This window comes from Thermococcus sp. MAR1, from assembly GCF_012027305.1.
Classification (GTDB): Archaea; Methanobacteriota_B; Thermococci; order Thermococcales; family Thermococcaceae; genus Thermococcus.
This window is the reverse complement of the sequence record NZ_SNUF01000001.1, coordinates 1,103,693-1,123,040: the sequence shown is the minus strand read 5'-3', so window position 1 is coordinate 1,123,040 and position 19,348 is coordinate 1,103,693. Positions and strand designations below refer to the sequence as shown.

The window sequence follows — 19,348 nt, the reverse complement described above, 5'->3', positions numbered from 1 at the left end:
GCAAGAAGGATCAGATGAGCCCCTCTGCCTTTGCTGCTTCTTCAGGCTCCTCGTTACGGTGTATGACCCTAATGAGGGCCTTTATTAAAGGTTCTGGGTTCTCGCGCTGGAAGATGTTCCTCCCAACGACGGCCCCCGCTCCGCCGGCTTCAACGACGTCGTAGACCACCTTCAGGAAGTCAAGGGGGTTTTCGGCCTTCGCCCCGCCGCTCAGGAGAACCGGAACGCCGGCGGCGGCATCGACCACCTTGGCGAAGGTCTCCCGCGAGCCTGTCCAGTAGGTCTTTATCATGTCAGCGCCGCTCTCGACTGCAGCCCTGGCGCCGTACATGACGACGCGGTAGTCCTCTTTCCTGCCGTACTTCTCGTTTATGTACGGTCCGCGCGGATAAGCGAACTGAACAACGGGGAAGCCGAGGTCGTGGGCGTAGCTCGCTATCTCGGCGAACTGGCGCATCATGACATCCTCTTGGGGGGAGCCCCAGTAAACGGTCGCCGCTATGGCGTCTGCACCGAGCTTTATCGCGTCTTCAACGAAAGCCAGCTGGCTCTGGAGGAGCTGGTCGTCCTTCGGGCGGAGGTTCGTCTTACTGGTGAGCTTTATCATCAAACCTCTGTCGGGTTTCACGTCGTTCCCGGCTATTCTCGCGAGACCGGGGAGCATCATAACGCCGTCAATTCCAGCCCTCATAACTTTCCTTATGATTACCCTTGGGTTAACGTGCTCCCAGTGCTCCTCGAAGTCTGTCGGCCCGTGCTCGAAGCCGTGGTCCATGGCGAAGATGAGTGCCCTCCCATCCCTTCGGAAAAACCTTCCGAGACGCCTCTTAATGCCAACGTTCTGATATGCATCCATACTAATCACCGGGAGTGATATATGATTTGGAGGATTTAAGGTTTTCCTTGATGGAAAGTTGTTTAAGCCTGAGGTCGAATCTTTGGTGGTGGCTCAATGGATGAACGGGGAAACCGTGATAGGTATCCGGGTCGTCAACCTTGATGAGACGGATTCCACGAACGAGTACGCGAAGGGAATAGCCCTGGAGGTTCCAGAGGGCACGGTCGTCATCGCGAAAAGGCAGACTGCAGGAAAGGGCAGAAGAGGGCGCTCATGGGCTTCCCCGGAGGGAGGCATCTGGATGAGCGTCATTCTCAAGCCTCCCCGTGTTGATCCGAGGCTCGTCTTCGTTGGAGCTTTAGCCGTTTCAGACACCCTCGCGGATTTTGGAATCTCCGCCGGAATAAAATGGCCGAACGACGTCTGGGTTGCGGGCAAGAAAATAGCCGGCATTCTGACGGAGGGGAAGGCGGGGGAATATGCCATCCTGGGAATCGGCCTAAACGTTAACAATCCCATCCCCCCCGAGCTTCAGAGGGATGCGATTTCTATGATAGAACTGATTGGAGCTCCCCTGCCCTTGGGGAAGGTTCTTGAAAGACTACTGTTCCATCTAAACGCATGGTACCGGATTTTCAAGGGGCGCCCCGATGTTATGATGGCCAAGGTTCGTGAGAGAACGTTCATACTCGGGAGAATCGTCAGGGTCGTTGAGGATGATAATGTTCTTATAGGACGTGTAGTGGACGTTTTAGATGATGGGTCGCTTTTACTCGACATTGACGGACAGTTAAGGAGAATTTTATACGGGGATGTTTCGTTAAGAATCCCCTGATTTTTCTGACGTTTTGACATATATTTGCCCGGAAGATTAATATAGTTACAGCCAGTAGCCTAATATCGCCGTCATTCAAACACAGAGGGAGGTGCTCCGGATGGGGCTCCTGAGAAAGTACCTGAACTATCCGGTTCTGTGGAAGATACTGTGGGGATTAATCCTCGGTGCAGTTTTTGGTTTGATTATGGGCTACTTTGGCTATGCAGACTTCGTCAAGACATACATCAAGCCGTTTGGTGACCTCTTTGTTCGCCTGTTGAAGATGTTAGTGATGCCAATAATCCTCGCATCGCTCGTCGTCGGTGCCGCCAGTATAAGTCCAGCAAGGCTAGGAAGGGTCGGTGTGAAGATAGTGGTCTACTACCTCCTCACATCGGCCTTTGCCGTGTTCTTCGGCCTGCTGATGGGCAACCTCTTCAGGGTCGGAACGGGTATAAGCCTTGGAACCGGTGAGGGAAAGGCCATAGAGACGACGCCGCCTTCCCTTGTGAAGACCCTCCTGAACATAGTACCCACGAACCCATTCGCGTCCCTCTCCAACGGTGAAGTGCTACCCGTGATATTCTTTGCAATAATACTGGGCATAGCGCTGACTTATCTGATAAACAAGGATGACGAGAGGCTCAGGAACGCGGGAACAACGCTCCTCAGGGCCTTTGATGGCCTTGCCGAGGCAATGTACATAATAGTCGCGGGCGTTATGCAGTACGCTCCCATAGGTGTCTTTGCCCTCATAGCCTACGTCATGGCCTCCCAGGGGGTTAAGGTCGTTGGACCGCTGGCCAAGGTCGTGGTTGCGGTCTACCTCGGCCTTGCAGTACAGATACTTTTGGTCTACTTCGTCCTGCTCAAAATCTTTGGCATCGATCCAATCAAGTTCATTAAGAAGGCCAAGGATGCGATGCTTACCGCCTTCGTAACAAGGAGCTCCAGCGGAACCCTGCCCGTTACGATGAGCGTTGCCGAGGAGGAAATGGGCATCGACAGGGGAATATTCTCCTTCACCCTCCCCCTGGGTGCCACGATAAATATGGATGGAACCGCACTTTACCAGGGTGTCACGGTTCTCTTCGTTGCCAACGCCATCGGGCATCCGCTCACACCGAGCCAGCAGCTCATCGTCGTTCTAACAGCCGTTCTGGCCTCTGTTGGAACCGCCGGTGTTCCGGGAGCCGGAGCGATAATGCTCGCCATGGTCCTCCAGAGCGTCGGTCTCGACCTGACCGCTGGAAGTCCCGTTGCTTTGGCCTATGCTATGATACTGGGCATTGATGCCATCCTCGACATGGGCAGGACGATGGTCAACGTCACCGGCGACCTTGCGGGAACGACCATAGTGGCCAAGACGGAGGGGGAGATAGACTTTTCCAAGTGGGAGCAGTGATCTTTCATCCTTTCTGTTCTTTCTTGCCTTTTGCCAGCTTTTTCTTTCCCTACTTTTGAGATAAAGTTAAATACTCCGGTGCGGCGCTAGTTACCAGTACAGATGGAATGGAGGTAGTGTGTAATGAAGAGATTGCTTGCGGTGCTTTTCGCCGCGATTCTACTGACACCTCTCATTGGCCCAAATCTCGGGCTTGCGGAGGATTTTCAACCGAAGACGTACAAGCAGGACTTCGTTTTTACAATAGTCATTCTGCCCAATGGGGACGCAAACATAACAATGAAGACCGTCTGGCTTGGGCCGAAAGAGGAAATACAGAAGCAGATAGAAGAGATCCTGAATGAGACCCAGAACGGCAACATGACTATTGAAGAGGCCATAGCGAAGTTTGAGGAGGAGCAGCTGCAGAGATACGTTCAGAGCCTCACCCAGTCTGGAATGAGCCTTGCCAACGAGAGCATAAAATCTTATGGCATCGAGGAGGGCAACAACATAACCATAGTTTTCAACGCAATAGCCATGAACTTCTCAAAGTACTACTCCTACGGTGACTACTGGGAGGTTCACCTTGACCCGACCAGGGGCTACGCGACGATAAACGTCCCCGACACGGGGCTTCCCTTTGCCGTTGACATAAACAACACCTTCATCATAAAGCTCCCCGAGAACGCAACGCTCATAGAGTACCCGAAGGCCTTCGCCCAGCAATACAACGCGAGCAAGTTCTTTGTAACTTCAAAGGCTGAGGGGAACACCGTGGTGGTGAAGTCGTACATCTATCTTGAGCCCTTCTTACCCCCCGATGGATACAACGCGCTTTTCGGAAGTTACAAGGACTATTACATTCGCTACAAGGCGCCATACAAGGGTGAGGAACACTACCAGAGCAGTGTCATGAACGAGTATGTCACGCTGGACGTATACAACAACGGTAGCGTCAGGCTTCATATGAGGGACGAGTATATCGAACCCAAGTCCGAGGTCGAGGCCAGGAAGGCCGAGATAATCTCCTACGGCGTTGAGAACGTTACTGAGTATATACTGAGAACGTACTCGATAGCGCTCGGTTATAGAGGTGCCATCGTTGACGATGGCAGGGTCAAGATACTCGGGCTCAACGAGACAGGTGCGCCTTTGGTGATAGACGCCGAATACCTGCTTAGGAACTTCACAACGTTTGAGAATGGCTCGTACGTTTACCAGTTTGATCCAACGCTCGGGCTGGCAAACGGGCTCACGGACAGGCTTGAGTACGGGGTCAATCATACACTATACCTCACGATAAACCTCCCAGATGGAGGGAAGTTCCTTGAGGTGCCGGACAACATAAGCGAGAACCTCAACGGCAACAGGTTCACTATGACCGTGCTGCGGGAAGGAAACAGCCTGAAGATAACCTCCCACGTTTTCCTCCGCTACGGTGCCCCGGCCGAAGACGTCACCAAGATGCTCTCCAACTACACCACGGCGACGATAAGGTACACGATTCCTGGCGGGACGAAAGGAGGCCCGACCGAAACCCAGCGTATGGCCGCTGTTGCGGCCGCGGTCATCCTTGTAGGCCTGGCAGTGTTCTTCTGGAAGAGGCGCTGAGCCTTTCCTTTTTTCGATATTCATTTAAATGCCTATCTCCAACACTTCTGAGGTGGTAACGGTGACTCGCAAGCTCTACTACGAAGATGCCTACCTGAAGGAGGCAAAGGCAAAGGTTTTGGAGGTCAGGGACAACGCCCTTCTCCTCGACCAGACTATATTCTACCCGACCGGCGGCGGCCAGCCCCACGACAGGGGAACGATAAACGGCGTTGAAGTTCTCGACGTTCACAAAGATGGCGAAAACGTCTGGCACGTGGTGGCTGAACCCGAGAAGTTCAATCTTGGCCAGGAGGTCGAGCTCAAGCTCGACTGGGACTACCGCTACAGGCTCATGAGGATCCACAGCGCGATGCACCTGCTTGAGCACGTGCTGAACGAGGTCCTGCCCGGTGAGTGGGAGCTCTACGGCAGTGGAATGAGCGTCGAGAAGGGCAGATACGACATACTCTATCCGGAGAACGTGAATAAGTGGAAAAACGAGATAATCGAGACCTTCAACCGGCTCGTCGATGAGGGCGGCGAGATGAGGATATGGTGGGAAGGCGAAACGCGCTACACCCGGATAAGGGACTTTGAAATAATTCCCTGCGGCGGGACGCACGTGAGGGACATAAAGGAGATAGGCCACCTGAAGAAGTTCAAGCGCTCCAGCCTCGGAAGGGGAAAGCAGAGGCTGGAGATTTGGCTTGAGGATTAGCGCCTCTCTAACATCTTTACAATCGCAGCAATCCCGCCGATAATTATGAGAACCCCTATAAGGAGGCCGGGAGGTTTATTCTCTTCTTTCCATGGGACGGGTTCTCGGGCGTAGATTTCCATCCCGTAGAGTTTTTCGCTTGGGAGTCCCAGGAAGAGTTTGGGATGTAACCCTTTCGCGCCAAGCTCGAGGGTTAAAAGGTTCTTGTCCCACTGTGTCACGTACAACGTGCCCCCCGAGAATATAACTTCAAAATGTGACGGCCCGGGTATCAGCGGCCCGCTGCAGGCCTCTCCGCCGTTCACATTGGTGCAAACGAATCCATCCTTGACGTAGATCTTTCCTTCCTTTCCTTCGTCGGTCTTGTACTCGAGGAGCGTGAAGTTCTCGCCTTCCCAGAGTGCCTCTCCGTTCATCCTCAGGTAGCTCACTGGCCCGCAACTCGGTGGGTGGTAGCCCTCTCCGTAGCTGGGTATACTCGGAATGTCCTTCTGGGGGAGGATGGCGAGCGCGTAAACCTCATCGATGTATTCTGCCGCCTCTCCCTCGAGCTTTACTGTAAGGTTTCTTGTCGTGAGAAGCCCGGCCAGAGGGTACCACCAGAGGCCACCGTAGAGGGGGAGCGGTTCAACTGCCATACTTCCATTCTCTGTTGTCATAATCGCCCTCAGAGGGAGTTCGGTAACCTCAGTCCCGTTGACGTACACCCTGTTAGAGCCAAAATAGATGGCCTCGATCTCTAGAGGACTTTGGATTTCGTAGGCGATCCCTTCCCACTTAAGGGGCATTCTCACTATCCTGTATCTCCAGCTGGGGAGGTAGTACTCCTCACCGCAGACGTCGGGGTAGTAAATCGGCTGGATTGAGACGTTGAGGGGACAGCGCGCCTCGACGATCACGGTGACGTTCTTCCATCCGAGCACGAGTATCTCGGGCGACAGGTTCTCCAGGGAGATTTCCTCTTTCCCACCTGTGAGGAATGAGGCAGTTCTGCTCTCCTCCGGCCCAATGAGTGTTAGAAAAATCCACTGCTGGCATGGAGAGCTAACGTTGATGTTGAGGTCGTTTATGAGGTAATATGATCTCTCATGAACTTTTATCGTGGTGTTCCACGCCGAGACGGCTGGAAGAAGGAGAAGGATTATCAGGATTGGGACAGCCGCTCTCATGGTTACATCTATAGAGTTCCAGATAAAAACTTTTCGCGTTAGTAACCAGTTGCCCAAACTCCGGACACCATAGCAAACACTCCCCGCTCCCGCAGTCGTCCCGCAGAAGGCGGAGAAGCAGGTTTTCCGGAAGTACGCGCGTCAAAGTTCTTCTGTTAATCCAGTTTCCCTACTGTACTCAAGCTCAACTCCAAAGACTCCGAAGTGCTCCCTGAGGTCATCGTTGTCGTGGAGGTTCTCCTTCAGCGTCCATATTGGAACGTTGACGGTGTGCTCGATAACGTAGACCGTCGCATCGAGCCTCTTCTCATGGCTCCTCTCCTCCCACCTGCTCGCGTAGTCTATGGCCTTTTCGAGGAAGGGCCTTGGGACAGCGGGAAGGCTCATGAAGGTGTCCCTCGTTGAGAGCAGTTTCTCGCCCCTGGACCACTTCGTTATCCTGCCCAGCCCGTCCCTGCTCTTCCAGAGGAACCCCTTCTTCAGCTCCCTCTCGTACTTATTCCAGATTGCGGTGTAAAAGCGGTCGTTCAGCCTTAAAAGCTCAAGCTCGTTTTCCACTCCTTCAAGCTCTCCCAGAAGATTAAGGGTCTCTTCGAAGGCGTCCCTGTCGTAGGGAAGGTGTTTTTTGTTCCCCTCTGGCTCGAAGATGTAGGCAATTCCCCTTTTCTTTCCCCTCCTGTTCACCCTGCCAAAGCGCTGGATCAATGCATCTACCGGTGCAACCTCTGTGTACATGACGTCGTAGTCTATGTCGAGGGAAACCTCCACCACCTGCGTCGCCACGAGGATTCCGCTCTTGATTTTCTCGACGAGTTCCATCTTTTCTCTCTTATCCCTGTTTATGAAGCGGGAGTGGAAGAGGTAAACATCGTCCCTCTTAGCTTTTATCTCCTCGTAAACTCTCCTCGCCCTGCCGACGGTGTTGGCAACTACCAGAACCTTTCCCCTCTGTCGGGCGATTTCATCAACGGCATCGAAAAGGTTCCCGTTCCCAATCCTAATCTTAACTCTCCTCCGCGAATGGTACCTGGAGGCCACTCCCTTGTCCGGAAGAAGTTCCTTCAAACCGCGCCTTCCAAGTTCTTCGGCCAGAGGTGCCGGGAGTGTGGCAGACATGACGGTAACCTTAGTGCCGAGGTACTTCAGGGCGTACTCAATCCCATCGAGGATTAAGGAGAGCGTAAAGGGGGTGTAGGCGTGAATCTCGTCTATTATCCAGTGCGCCCCTCTCAACGCAAACTCCCTAACCGGAAAGCGAGGATAGCCCAAAAAGGCGAGAAGAACCTGGTCCACGGTTGATACAAAGATGGGCTTCATCGCGTATCTGTGGATTAACTTTTCATCGAGCTTCCCGCTAAGGTATAAACTCAGGAAGAGCATCCCATGGGAGAAGGAGACCCTGTCCGGGCCGAAAATCGATTCGAAGCGCTTCCTCATGGCCTCGGTGGTGGTTATCGTTGGGAGGGAGTAAATTACCTTGGAGGCGTCATCCGAGGTAACGAGCAGGCTTGTCTCCGTCTTCCCGTCTCCGGTTGGAAGGCGGAAGTAGCCGCCCCCCTTTCCAGTGACCGCGAGCTGGTAGTCCCTGGGGGAAAAGCCCTTTGAGGACAGGTAGTTGAGAACCGCCCCCCTGACCACAGCCCCACTGTTGAGATGGTAAAAGTCGGCTCCCAACCCGGCGCTCTCAAGCCAGTCAGAAACCCTGAGGAGGCCGTTGAAGAGTGTGTAGAGCGCTCTGAACCTTACCTTTCCTTCCGGCCCTGTGAAGCCGTGTTCCCTCGCGAGCCTGCCTGTGGCCAGTCGGTTACGGACGTGTTTAGCCGTCTCGGCTGGATTGGACACCGCGATGCCGTTGATTATAAGGCTCTCCCCCCTGTTTATTTCCTCGCTGTACAGCGTGGGGTGGAGGTCGGAGTGGTGGGTGAGTATTGAAGCCAGGGCCAGCGTTCTGTAAGGCTCCGGGCAGTCGAGGAGGCGCGAAGCGAGTTCAAGGCCGAGGTAGGCGTGTGGGGGGGCCTTCTTTCTATTGCCCTTGAGCCTTTCCTGGAACCGGTCATCGAGCTTGCCTATGTCGTGGAGGAAAACGTGTCTGAGCAGGCATTCGTCTAGCTCCGCATCGTGGGGGATTCTTTTGAGCAGTTTCCTTGCTATGTTCATGGCACCAAGGGAATGCTCGTAGATGCTCTTATCGGGCTTGGCCTTTCTCTCCTTTATCAGCCTTTCAATTTCGCCCGGTTCCATACCTCACACCCAGCAAAAGTCCCTGTAGGCACAGCGCCGGCAGTAGGGCTTTTTCTCAGCTGGAGGTGGGTTTTCAAGGGATATAACCCTTTCTATCTCCTTCAGGACGTTCTCAAGTGTTTCCATGTCCTCCTCCGTAAGTTTGACCTCCTCCCGCGTCCCTTCCCTTGGATAGGAGATGATTCCTTCGGCCTCGACGCCGGCCTTCCGGAGGAGGTAGAGATAGTACTTCAGCTGCCATTTCGCCGGTTCCTCAAGCTTGGAGCTCTTTTTAATCTCTACCACCCTGACCCCGTCATCGAGGAAAACAACGTCGAGCTTTGCGCCCTCCAGCAGAACTTCCTTCCAGCCGCGCTCAAAGCTCTCCCTGTGAATGAGCCGACCGATTAGTATGTCTTCGTTTTCAAAGTCGAACTGAAGACCCCTGGAAAAGAACCACAGTTCCCTCGGGCAGGCAAAGTAGTACTGCACCATTACGCCGGTTATCCTCAAATTATCTCCCCCGCCGGGTTCTTGTCGGTCCCGATGATGTGGAGGTTGAAGTTCCCCCGCGGAAGCTCGTAGATCAGGACCGAATCGTCGCCGTCAATTAGTCCCTCCAGCGTCCGCTTTATCTCGTAGAGCTGGGCCCTGCTAACTTCTCCCTCAAAAACGCTGTTCTGCCTCCAGTGGAGGTGAGTCCTGAGGAAGCGGTGAACTTTCGTGACTCGCTTTACGTCCACATCGTAAACAACTATCACGTACATCACCACCACACCCGCAGGGACCTGTAAGTGAAGTCACCGAGAAAGTGCTTGACGAGGGAGTAGCCCTCCAGCCGGATTAGATAGCGAATTGAGACGTTCCTTCTGAACCTCGGGTGGAGAACCTTCCGGGAAAACTCGGAGTTAAGCTCGGACAGAAACAGCCTCAGGCCATCATCGTTGAGCATCACTCCAATTTCCTTTCTGAAGTGCTCCTCTCTAATTTGCCTCCTGTTCACCAGGCGGAGAATTACGCGGAAGACGGTTACTGGCTTGAAGATATCGGCCAAGTCAAGGGACAGGGAGTAGCGCCTCTCGAGTGGCTCGTGAAGGAAGCTTATAGCCGGGTGAAGATAGGTCTTCCGGATTTCCGAGAGGGCGACGGTGTAGAGGACTGAGTTTCCAAGACTTATGAGCGCGTTCACCTCGTCCCGGGGCGGATTCCTGTTCCGCTCATTGAATTCAAAGTGCCTGAGCAGGGAAGCAAATAGCCCATAGAACTCCTTCCAGAGCTGGCTTTCAAGGCCCATCAGCTCGGCCGGACTATTGCCTTCAATCTCAACCTCTGAAATCACCTTGTAGTTAGCCTTGTGGGCCTTGAGGAGGGCAACCATCGAGGCCTTTATTCCTTCCACGAACTGTTTCGCCACATATAACCTCTTCTCCGGGTCGAGGTAGTGCTCGGCCTGCTTTATTACCACCGTTCCACTCACCTGCCCTTCTACAGGCATATAGGAGCCGCGGTAGTAGCTATGCTTGTTGTAGAAATGAACCGGGACGTTCTTTTCTGAGAGTATTTTTATGGCCCCGCTTGTCAGCGTCACCGGCTTGAAGCAGTGGATTTCGCTGGTGGAGTTGATTGGTATGGCCCTCTTCAGGTTCTCGTTCTCGAAGAACAGCGTGTTACCCCTCCTCTCAAGGATCCCCATCTGGGTGATGTAATAGGGCTTCTTCAAGGGAAAACCTCCCTGAGTGTTGCTTTACCACTTATTTGAGACACGATACCGTTCTACGGAAACTTATATCAATGTCCAGTTTATGCTTTACAGTAGTATCCCTTTCCACACGATACCGTTCTACGGAAACGAGCTGGGCGGAGCCGTCGGAACTTTGCCGTCGAAGTTCTTTCCACACGATACCGTTCTACGGAAACGCAATAATAGGTGACATGTCTCCTGACCGGGAGATAACAACTTTCCACACGATACCGTTCTACGGAAACATCTTCTGACGAATTTACTACGTCCGCCCAATTGCTGTCTTTCCACACGATACCGTTCTACGGAAACTGCACTCCGAGCACTCCGCCACACCTTGCCTCGTTCCACTTTCCACACGATACCGTTCTACGGAAACCCTTGGTCAATACCTTGGCCTTTCCCGATACCCAACCCCCTTTCCACACGATACCGTTCTACGGAAACAGCTTCTTTCCTGTCGGGCTTAACAAGTCATCGGCGGTACTTTCCACACGATACCGTTCTACGGAAACAAGACTATGAACATGCGGAGGCCATAGAACTAACCGACTTTCCACACGATACCGTTCTACGGAAACCGGAGCGGTTTACTGATTTGAAACTACCCCACCACTTTCCACACGATACCGTTCTACGGAAACAGATATATTTCTACTGACGACATCGATAGTGAATTTGGCTTTCCACACGATACCGTTCTACGGAAACGGAGAACCTTGAGGTGATGAATGCTCAGGAGCTGATCTTTCCACACGATACCGTTCTACGGAAACACATCATCTGTGAACCCCTGAACCGTCCCGTCCCTCTCTTTCCACACGATACCGTTCTACGGAAACATAGTATACCACCTTATCATTTGATTTCAAAAATTCCTCTTTCCACACGATACCGTTCTACGGAAACCTGCATTACCAAGGATACCGATAGCGGCGGCGGTTTCTTCCTTTCCACACGATACCGTTCTACGGAAACTTTTGTGAATGGAACGGTGAGAATGCTTAGAAAAAACTTTCCACACGATACCGTTCTACGGAAACCTAAATGCGTTGACCTAACTGAACCACTTCCGGTTACTTCTTTCCACACGATACCGTTCTACGGAAACCTACGTAGCGGAGATAACAGGGGAAGACGCGAAGTTCTTTCCACACGATACCGTTCTACGGAAACACGATGAAGGAGCTCGCGGCGGCGATTGCGGAGGTGCTCTTTCCACACGATACCGTTCTACGGAAACTAAGGTTCGCTGGGACGTTAGCAAGGAGATAGCGAAGTACTTTCCACACGATACCGTTCTACGGAAACCAATGTTTCATACCCTGTGTTTTCTATGCTTTTTACCTTTCCACACGATACCGTTCTACGGAAACAACGTGCTCAACCTGCCTGACGATACGACGCATACCGTGTCTTTCCACACGATACCGTTCTACGGAAACCCTGCTAATTTTTCCTTCTTTTTGCAATTACTGTACTGTCAAAACTGGTATTTAAGTCTTTTCCAGGGAATCTGTATCAATGCAGTCCTGTTAAAACACCAACCCATTCTCTAAAAAGAATCTGTTAGACCTCAATTGCTTCAAAATTACAGGGTTTCACTTCCCGGAAAAATCTAGGGGTTCGAAACCTGGCTTTTTACCAGCGGCTCGATAAAATAACCTAAAATCAATGGCGAACTACTGTGAATGTCCCTCGACCATTCTATCATGTCCCTTATTTCGTTTTCCACCTCGGCACCTCCTCACAGCCCTTATTTGTCAAATGAACACATTTGACGGAAAATTACCATTGAATAGGTAAACCGGGAGAGAATGCGCCGCAGAATAGAAACTCGGGGAAAAGAAAAGTTATACCTGCTCGAATTCCTAAAAGTGGAGAGACAGAAACGAGAAAGAAAAAATCAAAACACAAAAACCGGTTCCCCATCGAAGAGTAGCACGTCTATCTCATTTGCCATCTCCACGAAGCCACCGGCGAATGCTATGATCCTCTTGTAAACCGCCCTTCTGCTCGTTCTCTGGTAGGTGAACCCGACCGGCATCCTGTACTCCCTCGGCGTCAGGTTGTTTCGCCTCATCACGAGGAACCTCCCACCCCTGCCCCATTCCTTTGCAGGGATCAGGCTCCTCAGCGTTGTCTCTTTCCCAGCCTCGACACTAACGATCCTGGCGTATTCTCTCTTTGCAGGGTACATCAAACTTTCACTGTCCCCAAGGTATGGTGTAAAGACCGGATCAAGGAGTGCCTCGTATGCCCGTTCTATTGTCCTTTCGTCCCCGGCGAAGAAGAGCCTGTAGTGCGGCCCGTGGAACAGAATCTTTTTTATTGGGTATATTGGCCACTCTCCTCTGTTTTTATCGTAGTCCTTCCTCTGGATATGTGTGAGCTTTCTGATCGCCGCAGTCTCCTCAACCCTTGCTCCGGGGTCCTCTATTATCACCCCGTACCTCAGCTTCCCCAGGAGTTCCCTGTAACCGCTCTCCGGCAGGCCCATAGCTCCGGCGATTAGCCCTATCGCGGTCGTCCTCGGCGGAAAGGGGTAGCTGTCGAGGAGGAGGGAGTTGTATGGTATCCTGAAATGGGCCTGCAGGGGCTTAACCTCAAGGACGAGGCCCAGCAACTCACTCACCGAGTTCAAGTTTGTCTATCCTCTTCCTCAGCTCCCTCATACTCATGATTTCGACGTTATCCTTTCCTTCAAAGGCCTTCTTCAGCTCATCAACGTTGGCAAAGCGACTCTCGAAGATGCCGATGTAGAGTCTCCCGATGTTGTCCTCAAAGGTCTCGACGGTCTCTTTCAGCCTATCAACGTCGAGGACGAGTTTTCCGTCAACGTAGCCGGGCTTCACTGCGAGGGCGTCCCCTATAACGGGAACCTTCCTCTTCAGCAGAGCCACGACCATGACCTCTGGGTAGGTCTTGGTGAAGAAGTTGCTGAGCTTTGCACCGCCGTGGTAGTTCATTATGGCCTCAAGGATTGCCCTCAGCCTCTTCTCGCGCTCCTCCTTTGGCAGGACGTAGAATGTAACTTCCCTTCCCGTAGCATCTTTTTCCTTTACGACCTCAAGGCCTTCAAGCTTGGGGACCTCGAGGCCCTCCTTGAAGGCACCCAGCCTGTCCAGCTCGATGAAGAAGTTGCCGCGCATGACGTTTGTCGTTATCTCCGTCTCGTAGATGTTGTGGTTGTCCCCGCTCGGGTCATAGCGAACTCCAAAGTCCCTGTCCTCCATGTAGGGGAAAAGGGATATCATGCCGTTGGTTCTCACAACTGCGGTTCTTTTGGGGTCTTTGACACCCCCGACTGTTTTGCCCGCCAGCATGTAGCCGAAGAGGTCATCGTCTATGTATTTGTGTGGCTCGCCGGCCGACACTATGACCTCCTTGCTCTTCTCCCCGGGCTTAGGAACGACCGGGCTGAGCTCCCAGCCGAGTTCCTTCAGGAGCTGCCTCAGATGGTACTTGACGCTCTGGCCGGAGACACGAACGTATTCCCTCCCATCAACAGGGTCGCGTACCTTTTTGAGGACGGCTATAACTCCTTCAGTTCCGTTCGAGTTCAGGTTTGCACCCTCAACCTTGGTGAGGGTAACGACTTCTATGGCCTTCATTCCGATACCTCCTTCTCTTTTCCGTGGAGAGCGTTCAGCATGCCGTTCAGGAGAACGGCCTTCACGACCTTCCACGCCCTTTCGTTCTCGTAAACCGGCCTCAGATCGAGGCTCAGCTCAAGCTTTGCCTGAAGCTCGACCAGCTTGTTCAGGAACTCCTCAAAGCCCCTTGCGCGGAATAGCTCCCACTGGTACCGCTCAAGGTTGGTTCCCTTCATGGCCCTCCCCAGGGAGTAGCCAAGGCCGTTTATCCTTTCAAAGGCCTTCAGATCCAATTTATCACCCCCAAAAATCTCAAGGTAGGAACGTGCCCAGGTGTAGTAATAGGGCGGAAGCGGCAGTTTGTGCTTGAGCCGCTCCATAAAGATGCCGTTGAGGAGCACGAAATCGAAACTGCCGGACAGCAGTTTTCCAAAGAACCGCTCCCTCTCCAGGAAGTTCTTTGACCTGTCCTTCTTTCCCCTTGGAATTTCGAGTGACTCGTAGAACGTTATCACCGCCGAGTCTGCGCTTGATAGGTGTCTCTGCCCCCAGTTCATCTCCTTTCCGGTGTTCTGGAGTTTGTCTATGAAGCGCAGGAGCCTCTCGAACGTTGAACCTTGGATCAGGCGGTGGTCGTAGAACTGTCCTGCCCCGTATATGAGATGAACGTCAACACTTTCCGAAAGGTTCTCAGCATCGGCCAGAAGGTCAGCGTTCTTCAGGTACTTCACGAAGCTGTGGATGATCGCGAAGAACGCCTCGCTCGGGTGGTACTTGCTCATCTCAAGCCTGACGCGGAGGGAGTACCTGACCCTTTTGTTCTCCTCCCGCTCCACCTCAATCCTCTCGCTCCAGAACCCGTGTCTGAAGAGGGTGTTCATGTCAGCGAGGTTGTCGTGGGTTGAGTCAAAGAAGAACCTCAGGGTGAGCACTTCCCCATTGGAGAGCCTTCGTATCGGCACTGTGTACAGATTGGCCATTGCCGAGTAGAGCTTGAAGGCGTGCTCCACGCAGAAGTGGAGCCGGTTGTTGTCGTTCACAACCGAGTCAATCTTTCGCTCGAAGGGAAAGATGTAGGATTTGTTCCTGACGACCCTGGTCTCTTCCCCGCAGATGGAGCAGGTCCCCTTGGACGCCTTGGTTCCGGTTAGGCTCTCAAGGATTTTCACCTTGCTGTCGCTCTTTGGGAGGCTGAACCCGAAGGCGCGGAGGACGGCTATGGCGTCGCTCTCCGACCCGACTGGAACGAGGTTCGCGACCATTTCCCGGAGGGGCAGGAGGTAGTTTTCCGTTATGGTTTCCTCGGTTATCCTGTCAATTCCGGTCTCTTCCAGGAACAGTTCGCCGTTTCTCAGGTACGCGTCGAGCACCTCAACCACCCAGGCTCCTTGCCGTTATCTTCTCGATAATCCACTAGGGCTCCATCAACCTGGACCGGCTTTCCAATGTCGTGGATTAAACCCCCGAGGGCGACGAGTTGAGACAGATCCAAGGAATCACCTCCTGAGCGGGTTGATAAACCCAAAGCCAAGGCTGTTCTTTTCACCCAGACCAGCGTCCATTATGAAGCGGTAGAAACGCCTCTCGTGCGGTGCTATGTGCTCCCTCTCAAGGAGCTCCCAGTTGGAGCCGATTACAGGGAAAGGAACCCCGTTCTTGACGACCTTGACGTAAACGTCGAGCTTGCCGTTGCTCCTGAGCTTCGGTATCAGCCTGTCGAAAATTGGTCCATCGAGCTCAAAGGGTTCGCCGTAGAAGGCCTCGTACTTCCTCTCGGCGTTCTCTTTAAGCCTCTGGAGGAAGAACCTCAGGTCGCGGTGCTGATGCAGTTTAAAGTACTCGTTGGACTCGGCGTTTTTGTAGAGAACCACGGGGGAACCGGTCTGGAAGGCCCTTCTGAGCGGAAGCTTGAACTTTTTCAACTCGGCCACACGGAGCTCGTGCCTGCCGATGTAAACCGTCTCCCTGCCCCTGATCCCTGAATACAGCGTCTTTATGAACCCCGGATCGGGGGAGGCTATAAAAAACGTCCAGTGGCTGTTTTCCCTGAAGAAGTCGGAGAACGTGAAGAACTTGAAGCGTGGCTGGTCGTGTTTGGCACCGTATTCAGTACCTTTCAGCATGTTGTATATGAAGCCCTGCACCGAGTGCTTGTTGGGCCTCTCAAACGTACCTTCGTTAACCTCGAACGACAGTTTTAGCCTCATAATGGGCACCATTGTAAATACTGCTTAACATAGTATGCATTCTTCCTTAATAAATGTTGCTACTCCCCGCATGCTGATGGGACAAAAGCCACTTGGGGTTATATCACGTGACCATTAGCTTTCGGACAATGGAAACTTTTCTCCGTTAAAATCACCCGTGAAGGCTTAGCTTATTTCCACTTCCTGAAAGCATTTGATTCAATTCGATTTCCAGCAGGTGAAAGTTTTCGGAGGATAATGTCACAAAAGTCGGTACCGATCCCGAAATTCGTCCCGAAATTCGTCCGTAAGTTTGGAGTTTCGTTGAGATACTGCATAACACCTTAAATAACATCGAAGCATCAGCGTCAATATTTCATGCTGGTCCATAAGAGTATTTTGTGATCAAATTTCCGCACAAATTTCGGGTCTCCTGGCCCAAGGAGACGTTCTTCATTAAGCTTCCGGGAACTGGAACGATCCAAACCGCCGTCCGTTCTGTTCCGGCTCCTGGAAGATTGACTAATACCGTTCTGGTCAGCCGTAACTTGTGTAAAGTCCGTAAACGTCGTTACGGCTGACCTTCCAGCCTCCCATCTTCATCGGCTGGCCTTCGGGGGGAACGGGGACTCCCCACATCCTCAGGGCTCTTAAACGGATATTCCAACTCCCAACAACATCACGGTCGGCCTCAAACCTACAGTTTAAACACTTCAAAATCCTGTGTCCATTCGGGCTTAATTTCCCCCCACATACCGGGCACAGGGAAGAAGTATGAGCCGGATTCACGAAAACAACCCTAACTCCCCTTAGTTTAGCCTTGTATTCAATGATTGATTGAAGTTTGCGAAAACTCCACCTGTGAAGTCTCCCATTCATCTCGGCGGAATATTTAATTGAGTCCCTGATTTCCGTCAAGTCTTCCAGAGCAATACCACCATACTTCTCCGCCAGCTTAACGATTTTATTCGCTAACTTGTGATACAAGTCGTTAAGCCTGTTCCTTTCTCTCTCCCCGTATTTTTCAAGAAGCTCTTTCCTTTTCCTGCCGGTTCTCAACTTTCTTTGAATTCTCCGCCTCTTCACATAGTAGCCCGTCCTAATTTCCCTTTCATGAGTAATGATTTGAACGAATTCACCGTTTGGGAGGGAGAGGGTTACGTTATTCTCGTTCAAGTCCACGCCAACAAAGGCTGAAGGTTCTCTAACCTTAACCTCCTTAGAGAAGACTACATTCACGAAAACACCCTTAGGCGTTCTAACGAGCCAGGCTTGACCGACCTTCCAGTCCTTGAACTTCTCGTGATACTTTGCAGGACAAAACTCTAAGGAAATTCTCCCGTTCGGAGTGGAGAGTTTTATGGTTTTATTCTCCGAGTCAAGTTTGAACAAGTGGTCGTCGAGCATTATGACTTCTTTTTTGAATACTGGCTTCCCCTTAGCTTTTCCCTTCCGCTTCCTCTTCCTGTAACCCTTGAATATTGCCGTCGCCATCTGGCAGGCCGTGTAAAGGTAATGACTCGGGAGTTCTGGATACTCCTTGCGTAAGCCTTTGTAAGTCTCCTTCTTCAGCCGGTAAAAGCTGGTAACGTTGTTCTCGAAGGCGTAAGTAATCAGAAAGTTCACGATTCCTCGGTAAGTGGAGAAAAGCTTATCTAATCCATCTGGAATTGTTTTGAGCTTGAATTTTGCAGTTAGTTTGATTGTTTCACTCGGCATTTTCCAGCTCCTTTTTTGTTTTCTTAATCCAATCCTTGATTGCTTCTTCGATTGCAACGCTTAGGACTCCCCTCTTGTCTCCATAACGTTTTTTAGCGAGTTTTTTGAACTCTTCGAGGGTTTCCTTACTGATGACGAAAGTCGCCTTAGGCATTACTAACCACCATCAAAGGAATACTAAGTTGGAGTATTTAAACCTTGTGCTAACAAAAACCAACAAGAGTTACGATTATTACCATTTATGAAACAGCCCCACCCCGACTGTGGACGAGGTGGTTGGGTTTCCCAGCGGCTAACTGCCGCTGGAGGTCTCAGTCTGGATTGCGTTAGGGTTTTATAATCCGCCGTAAAATTCAGAAATGGGGAGTGGTATGGCGTCTGATGTGAGAGCCATTGAGATGATGCTGAAAACCGATGAGAAGGCCAGGCGTTCTATTAGTGCGTGGATTGTCCAGCTTGCTAAAAAGATTCACGAGAAGCCAGAGGATGTAGTGTGGTTTTTTGAGATGAGACAGCTCATTGACGAGGTTGAAAGGCTTGCAGAGACTGCCACTGATGAGGAACTCAAGGAGTGGGAGAGGGAACTGGAGGCAGAACAGAGTGGGATAGACCGTCCCATTGAGGAGCTTTTAGAGATGGGTAGGAGGAGCTTTAAGAAGTTCAAGCGGATAGAAGTGAAGCTAAGGGAACTTGGGGTCGTTTAGCATGGCACAGAGGATTAAGGTTGTTCTGGATACTTCAGTCCTCATAAGCGCACTGAAGTCCAAGGACCTTTCCAAGTCTCCTGCATGGAAAATCATAAAGGCGTTGCAGGAGGGAGAAATTGTAAACTTCGTCTCGAATGAGATTATCGAGGAGATGCAGACCCAGGTTCTGGGAATTGGGCTTGAAACTGGACTCACGAGACGTGCGTTGCGAATTCTGACGATAGTTCTCAAGAACAGTATCACGGTCCGTCCACGGAAAAAGCTCTCTCACGACATTGATTTCATTAAGAAACTGAAAGACCCAAACGACGCCAAGTTCTTCGACGTTGCTTATGCCAAGAAGGTGGACTACATTATCTCGGAAAACACGAAACACATCCTCCAAATGCGTGATGAAACAACTAAAACTTATCGTTTTGACGGTAGAAATGTCAAAATTTTGGGGGCCGGGGAATTCGTGAGAGAAGTTTTGAGATGACGCTTGGCTTTCATGACTTTTTCAAGACTCCTTTAAGGGCAGAGGGAAGGTCAGTATTGTCTGAAATCATCAGTGCCCCTGCCTTGAGTCCCGCCGACTTTCACGGCTCTCACAGGTTCCAAGCCGCTATGGCTTCTTTCCACACGACTACGTCCTACGGAAACAAGTTAAATGTCCGC

At 51.8% G+C, this 19,348-nt stretch carries 18 protein-coding genes and 1 CRISPR repeat array; of the genes, 6 read left to right on the top strand and 12 right to left on the bottom strand.

The genetic code is table 11. The annotated features are described in order from the left end of the window. Positions 1–10: 10 nt before the first annotated feature. Positions 11–856, bottom strand: coding sequence for a class I fructose-bisphosphate aldolase (gene fba / locus E3E25_RS06420; protein WP_167892736.1), 846 nt, complete (start codon positions 854–856; stop codon positions 11–13). An 88-nt stretch (positions 857–944) separates the two neighbouring features. Between fba and E3E25_RS06415 the strand changes: the two genes are divergently transcribed. The 4 genes from E3E25_RS06415 (at position 945) to E3E25_RS06400 (ending at position 5,353) form a co-directional block, all read left to right on the top strand. Next, complete coding sequence (locus E3E25_RS06415; RefSeq protein WP_370456654.1) at positions 945–1,673, top strand: biotin--[acetyl-CoA-carboxylase] ligase; 729 nt, start codon at positions 945–947, stop codon at positions 1,671–1,673. Between the two features lie 100 nt (positions 1,674–1,773). Then, positions 1,774–3,060, top strand: coding sequence for a dicarboxylate/amino acid:cation symporter (locus E3E25_RS06410; protein WP_167892299.1), 1,287 nt, complete (start codon positions 1,774–1,776; stop codon positions 3,058–3,060). 123 nt (positions 3,061–3,183) lie between these two features. After that, the gene (locus E3E25_RS06405; protein WP_167892298.1) at positions 3,184–4,653 is read left to right on the top strand and encodes an exodeoxyribonuclease VII small subunit; all 1,470 of its coding nucleotides are present in this window, start codon (positions 3,184–3,186) and stop codon (positions 4,651–4,653) included. Positions 4,654–4,714: 61 nt separating this feature from the next. After that, positions 4,715–5,353, top strand: a complete 639-nt coding sequence (locus E3E25_RS06400) for an alanyl-tRNA editing protein (protein ID WP_167892297.1) — start codon at positions 4,715–4,717, stop codon at positions 5,351–5,353. On the opposite strand, the gene E3E25_RS06395 is transcribed toward E3E25_RS06400, so the two are convergent. From E3E25_RS06395 to E3E25_RS06345, 11 genes are all read right to left on the bottom strand, one after another. After that, the gene (locus tag E3E25_RS06395) at positions 5,350–6,522 is read right to left on the bottom strand and encodes a hypothetical protein (protein ID WP_167892296.1); all 1,173 of its coding nucleotides are present in this window, start codon (positions 6,520–6,522) and stop codon (positions 5,350–5,352) included. The genes E3E25_RS06400 and E3E25_RS06395 overlap by 4 nt on opposite strands. Before the next feature lie 141 nt (positions 6,523–6,663). Further along, a complete protein-coding gene (gene cas3 / locus E3E25_RS06390; protein WP_167892295.1) occupies positions 6,664–8,763 on the bottom strand; it encodes a CRISPR-associated helicase Cas3' in 2,100 nt (699 codons plus the stop codon). 3 nt (positions 8,764–8,766) lie between these two features. Beyond that, a complete protein-coding gene (gene cas4 / locus E3E25_RS06385; protein ID WP_167892294.1) occupies positions 8,767–9,255 on the bottom strand; it encodes a CRISPR-associated protein Cas4 in 489 nt (162 codons plus the stop codon). Beyond that, entirely contained in the window at positions 9,252–9,509 is a 258-nt protein-coding gene (gene cas2 / locus E3E25_RS06380; RefSeq protein WP_167892734.1) for a CRISPR-associated endonuclease Cas2, read from the bottom strand. The genes cas4 and cas2 overlap by 4 nt, the downstream gene beginning before the upstream one ends. Further along, positions 9,509–10,462: a type I-B CRISPR-associated endonuclease Cas1b gene (cas1b, locus tag E3E25_RS06375; protein ID WP_167892293.1), complete on the bottom strand. Its 954-nt coding sequence runs from the start codon at positions 10,460–10,462 to the stop codon at positions 9,509–9,511. Before cas1b ends, cas2 begins: the two co-directional genes overlap by 1 nt. A 34-nt stretch (positions 10,463–10,496) precedes the next feature. After that, positions 10,497–11,928: direct repeats of the CRISPR family, unit length 29 nt; unit sequence CTTTCCACACGATACCGTTCTACGGAAAC. Positions 11,929–12,389: 461 nt separating this feature from the next. Further along, positions 12,390–13,118, bottom strand: coding sequence for a CRISPR-associated protein Cas5 (gene cas5, locus E3E25_RS06370; protein WP_370456653.1), 729 nt, complete (start codon positions 13,116–13,118; stop codon positions 12,390–12,392). Then, the gene (gene cas7i, locus E3E25_RS06365) at positions 13,111–14,097 is read right to left on the bottom strand and encodes a type I-B CRISPR-associated protein Cas7/Cst2/DevR (protein ID WP_167892291.1); all 987 of its coding nucleotides are present in this window, start codon (positions 14,095–14,097) and stop codon (positions 13,111–13,113) included. Before cas7i ends, cas5 begins: the two co-directional genes overlap by 8 nt. Further along, positions 14,094–15,449 carry a hypothetical protein gene (locus E3E25_RS06360; protein WP_167892290.1) on the bottom strand — a complete coding sequence of 452 codons (1,356 nt, stop codon included), beginning with the start codon at positions 15,447–15,449 and terminating at the stop codon, positions 14,094–14,096. The genes cas7i and E3E25_RS06360 overlap by 4 nt, the downstream gene beginning before the upstream one ends. A 126-nt stretch (positions 15,450–15,575) precedes the next feature. After that, entirely contained in the window at positions 15,576–16,286 is a 711-nt protein-coding gene (gene cas6 / locus E3E25_RS06355) for a CRISPR-associated endoribonuclease Cas6 (RefSeq protein ID WP_167892289.1), read from the bottom strand. A 516-nt stretch (positions 16,287–16,802) separates the two neighbouring features. Beyond that, the gene (locus E3E25_RS06350) at positions 16,803–17,984 is read right to left on the bottom strand and encodes an RNA-guided endonuclease TnpB family protein (RefSeq protein ID WP_167892288.1); all 1,182 of its coding nucleotides are present in this window, start codon (positions 17,982–17,984) and stop codon (positions 16,803–16,805) included. Next, a complete protein-coding gene (locus E3E25_RS06345; protein WP_167892287.1) occupies positions 17,974–18,138 on the bottom strand; it encodes a hypothetical protein in 165 nt (54 codons plus the stop codon). Before E3E25_RS06345 ends, E3E25_RS06350 begins: the two co-directional genes overlap by 11 nt. Before the next feature lie 217 nt (positions 18,139–18,355). Here E3E25_RS06345 and E3E25_RS06340 point away from each other — a divergent pair, with 217 nt between their 5' ends. Together E3E25_RS06340 and E3E25_RS06335 are read left to right on the top strand one after the other, a co-directional pair. Next, entirely contained in the window at positions 18,356–18,688 is a 333-nt protein-coding gene (locus tag E3E25_RS06340) for a hypothetical protein (protein ID WP_167892286.1), read from the top strand. A 1-nt stretch (position 18,689) separates the two neighbouring features. Continuing rightward, positions 18,690–19,169, top strand: a complete 480-nt coding sequence (locus E3E25_RS06335) for a putative toxin-antitoxin system toxin component, PIN family (protein ID WP_167892285.1) — start codon at positions 18,690–18,692, stop codon at positions 19,167–19,169. Positions 19,170–19,348 lie beyond the last annotated feature (179 nt).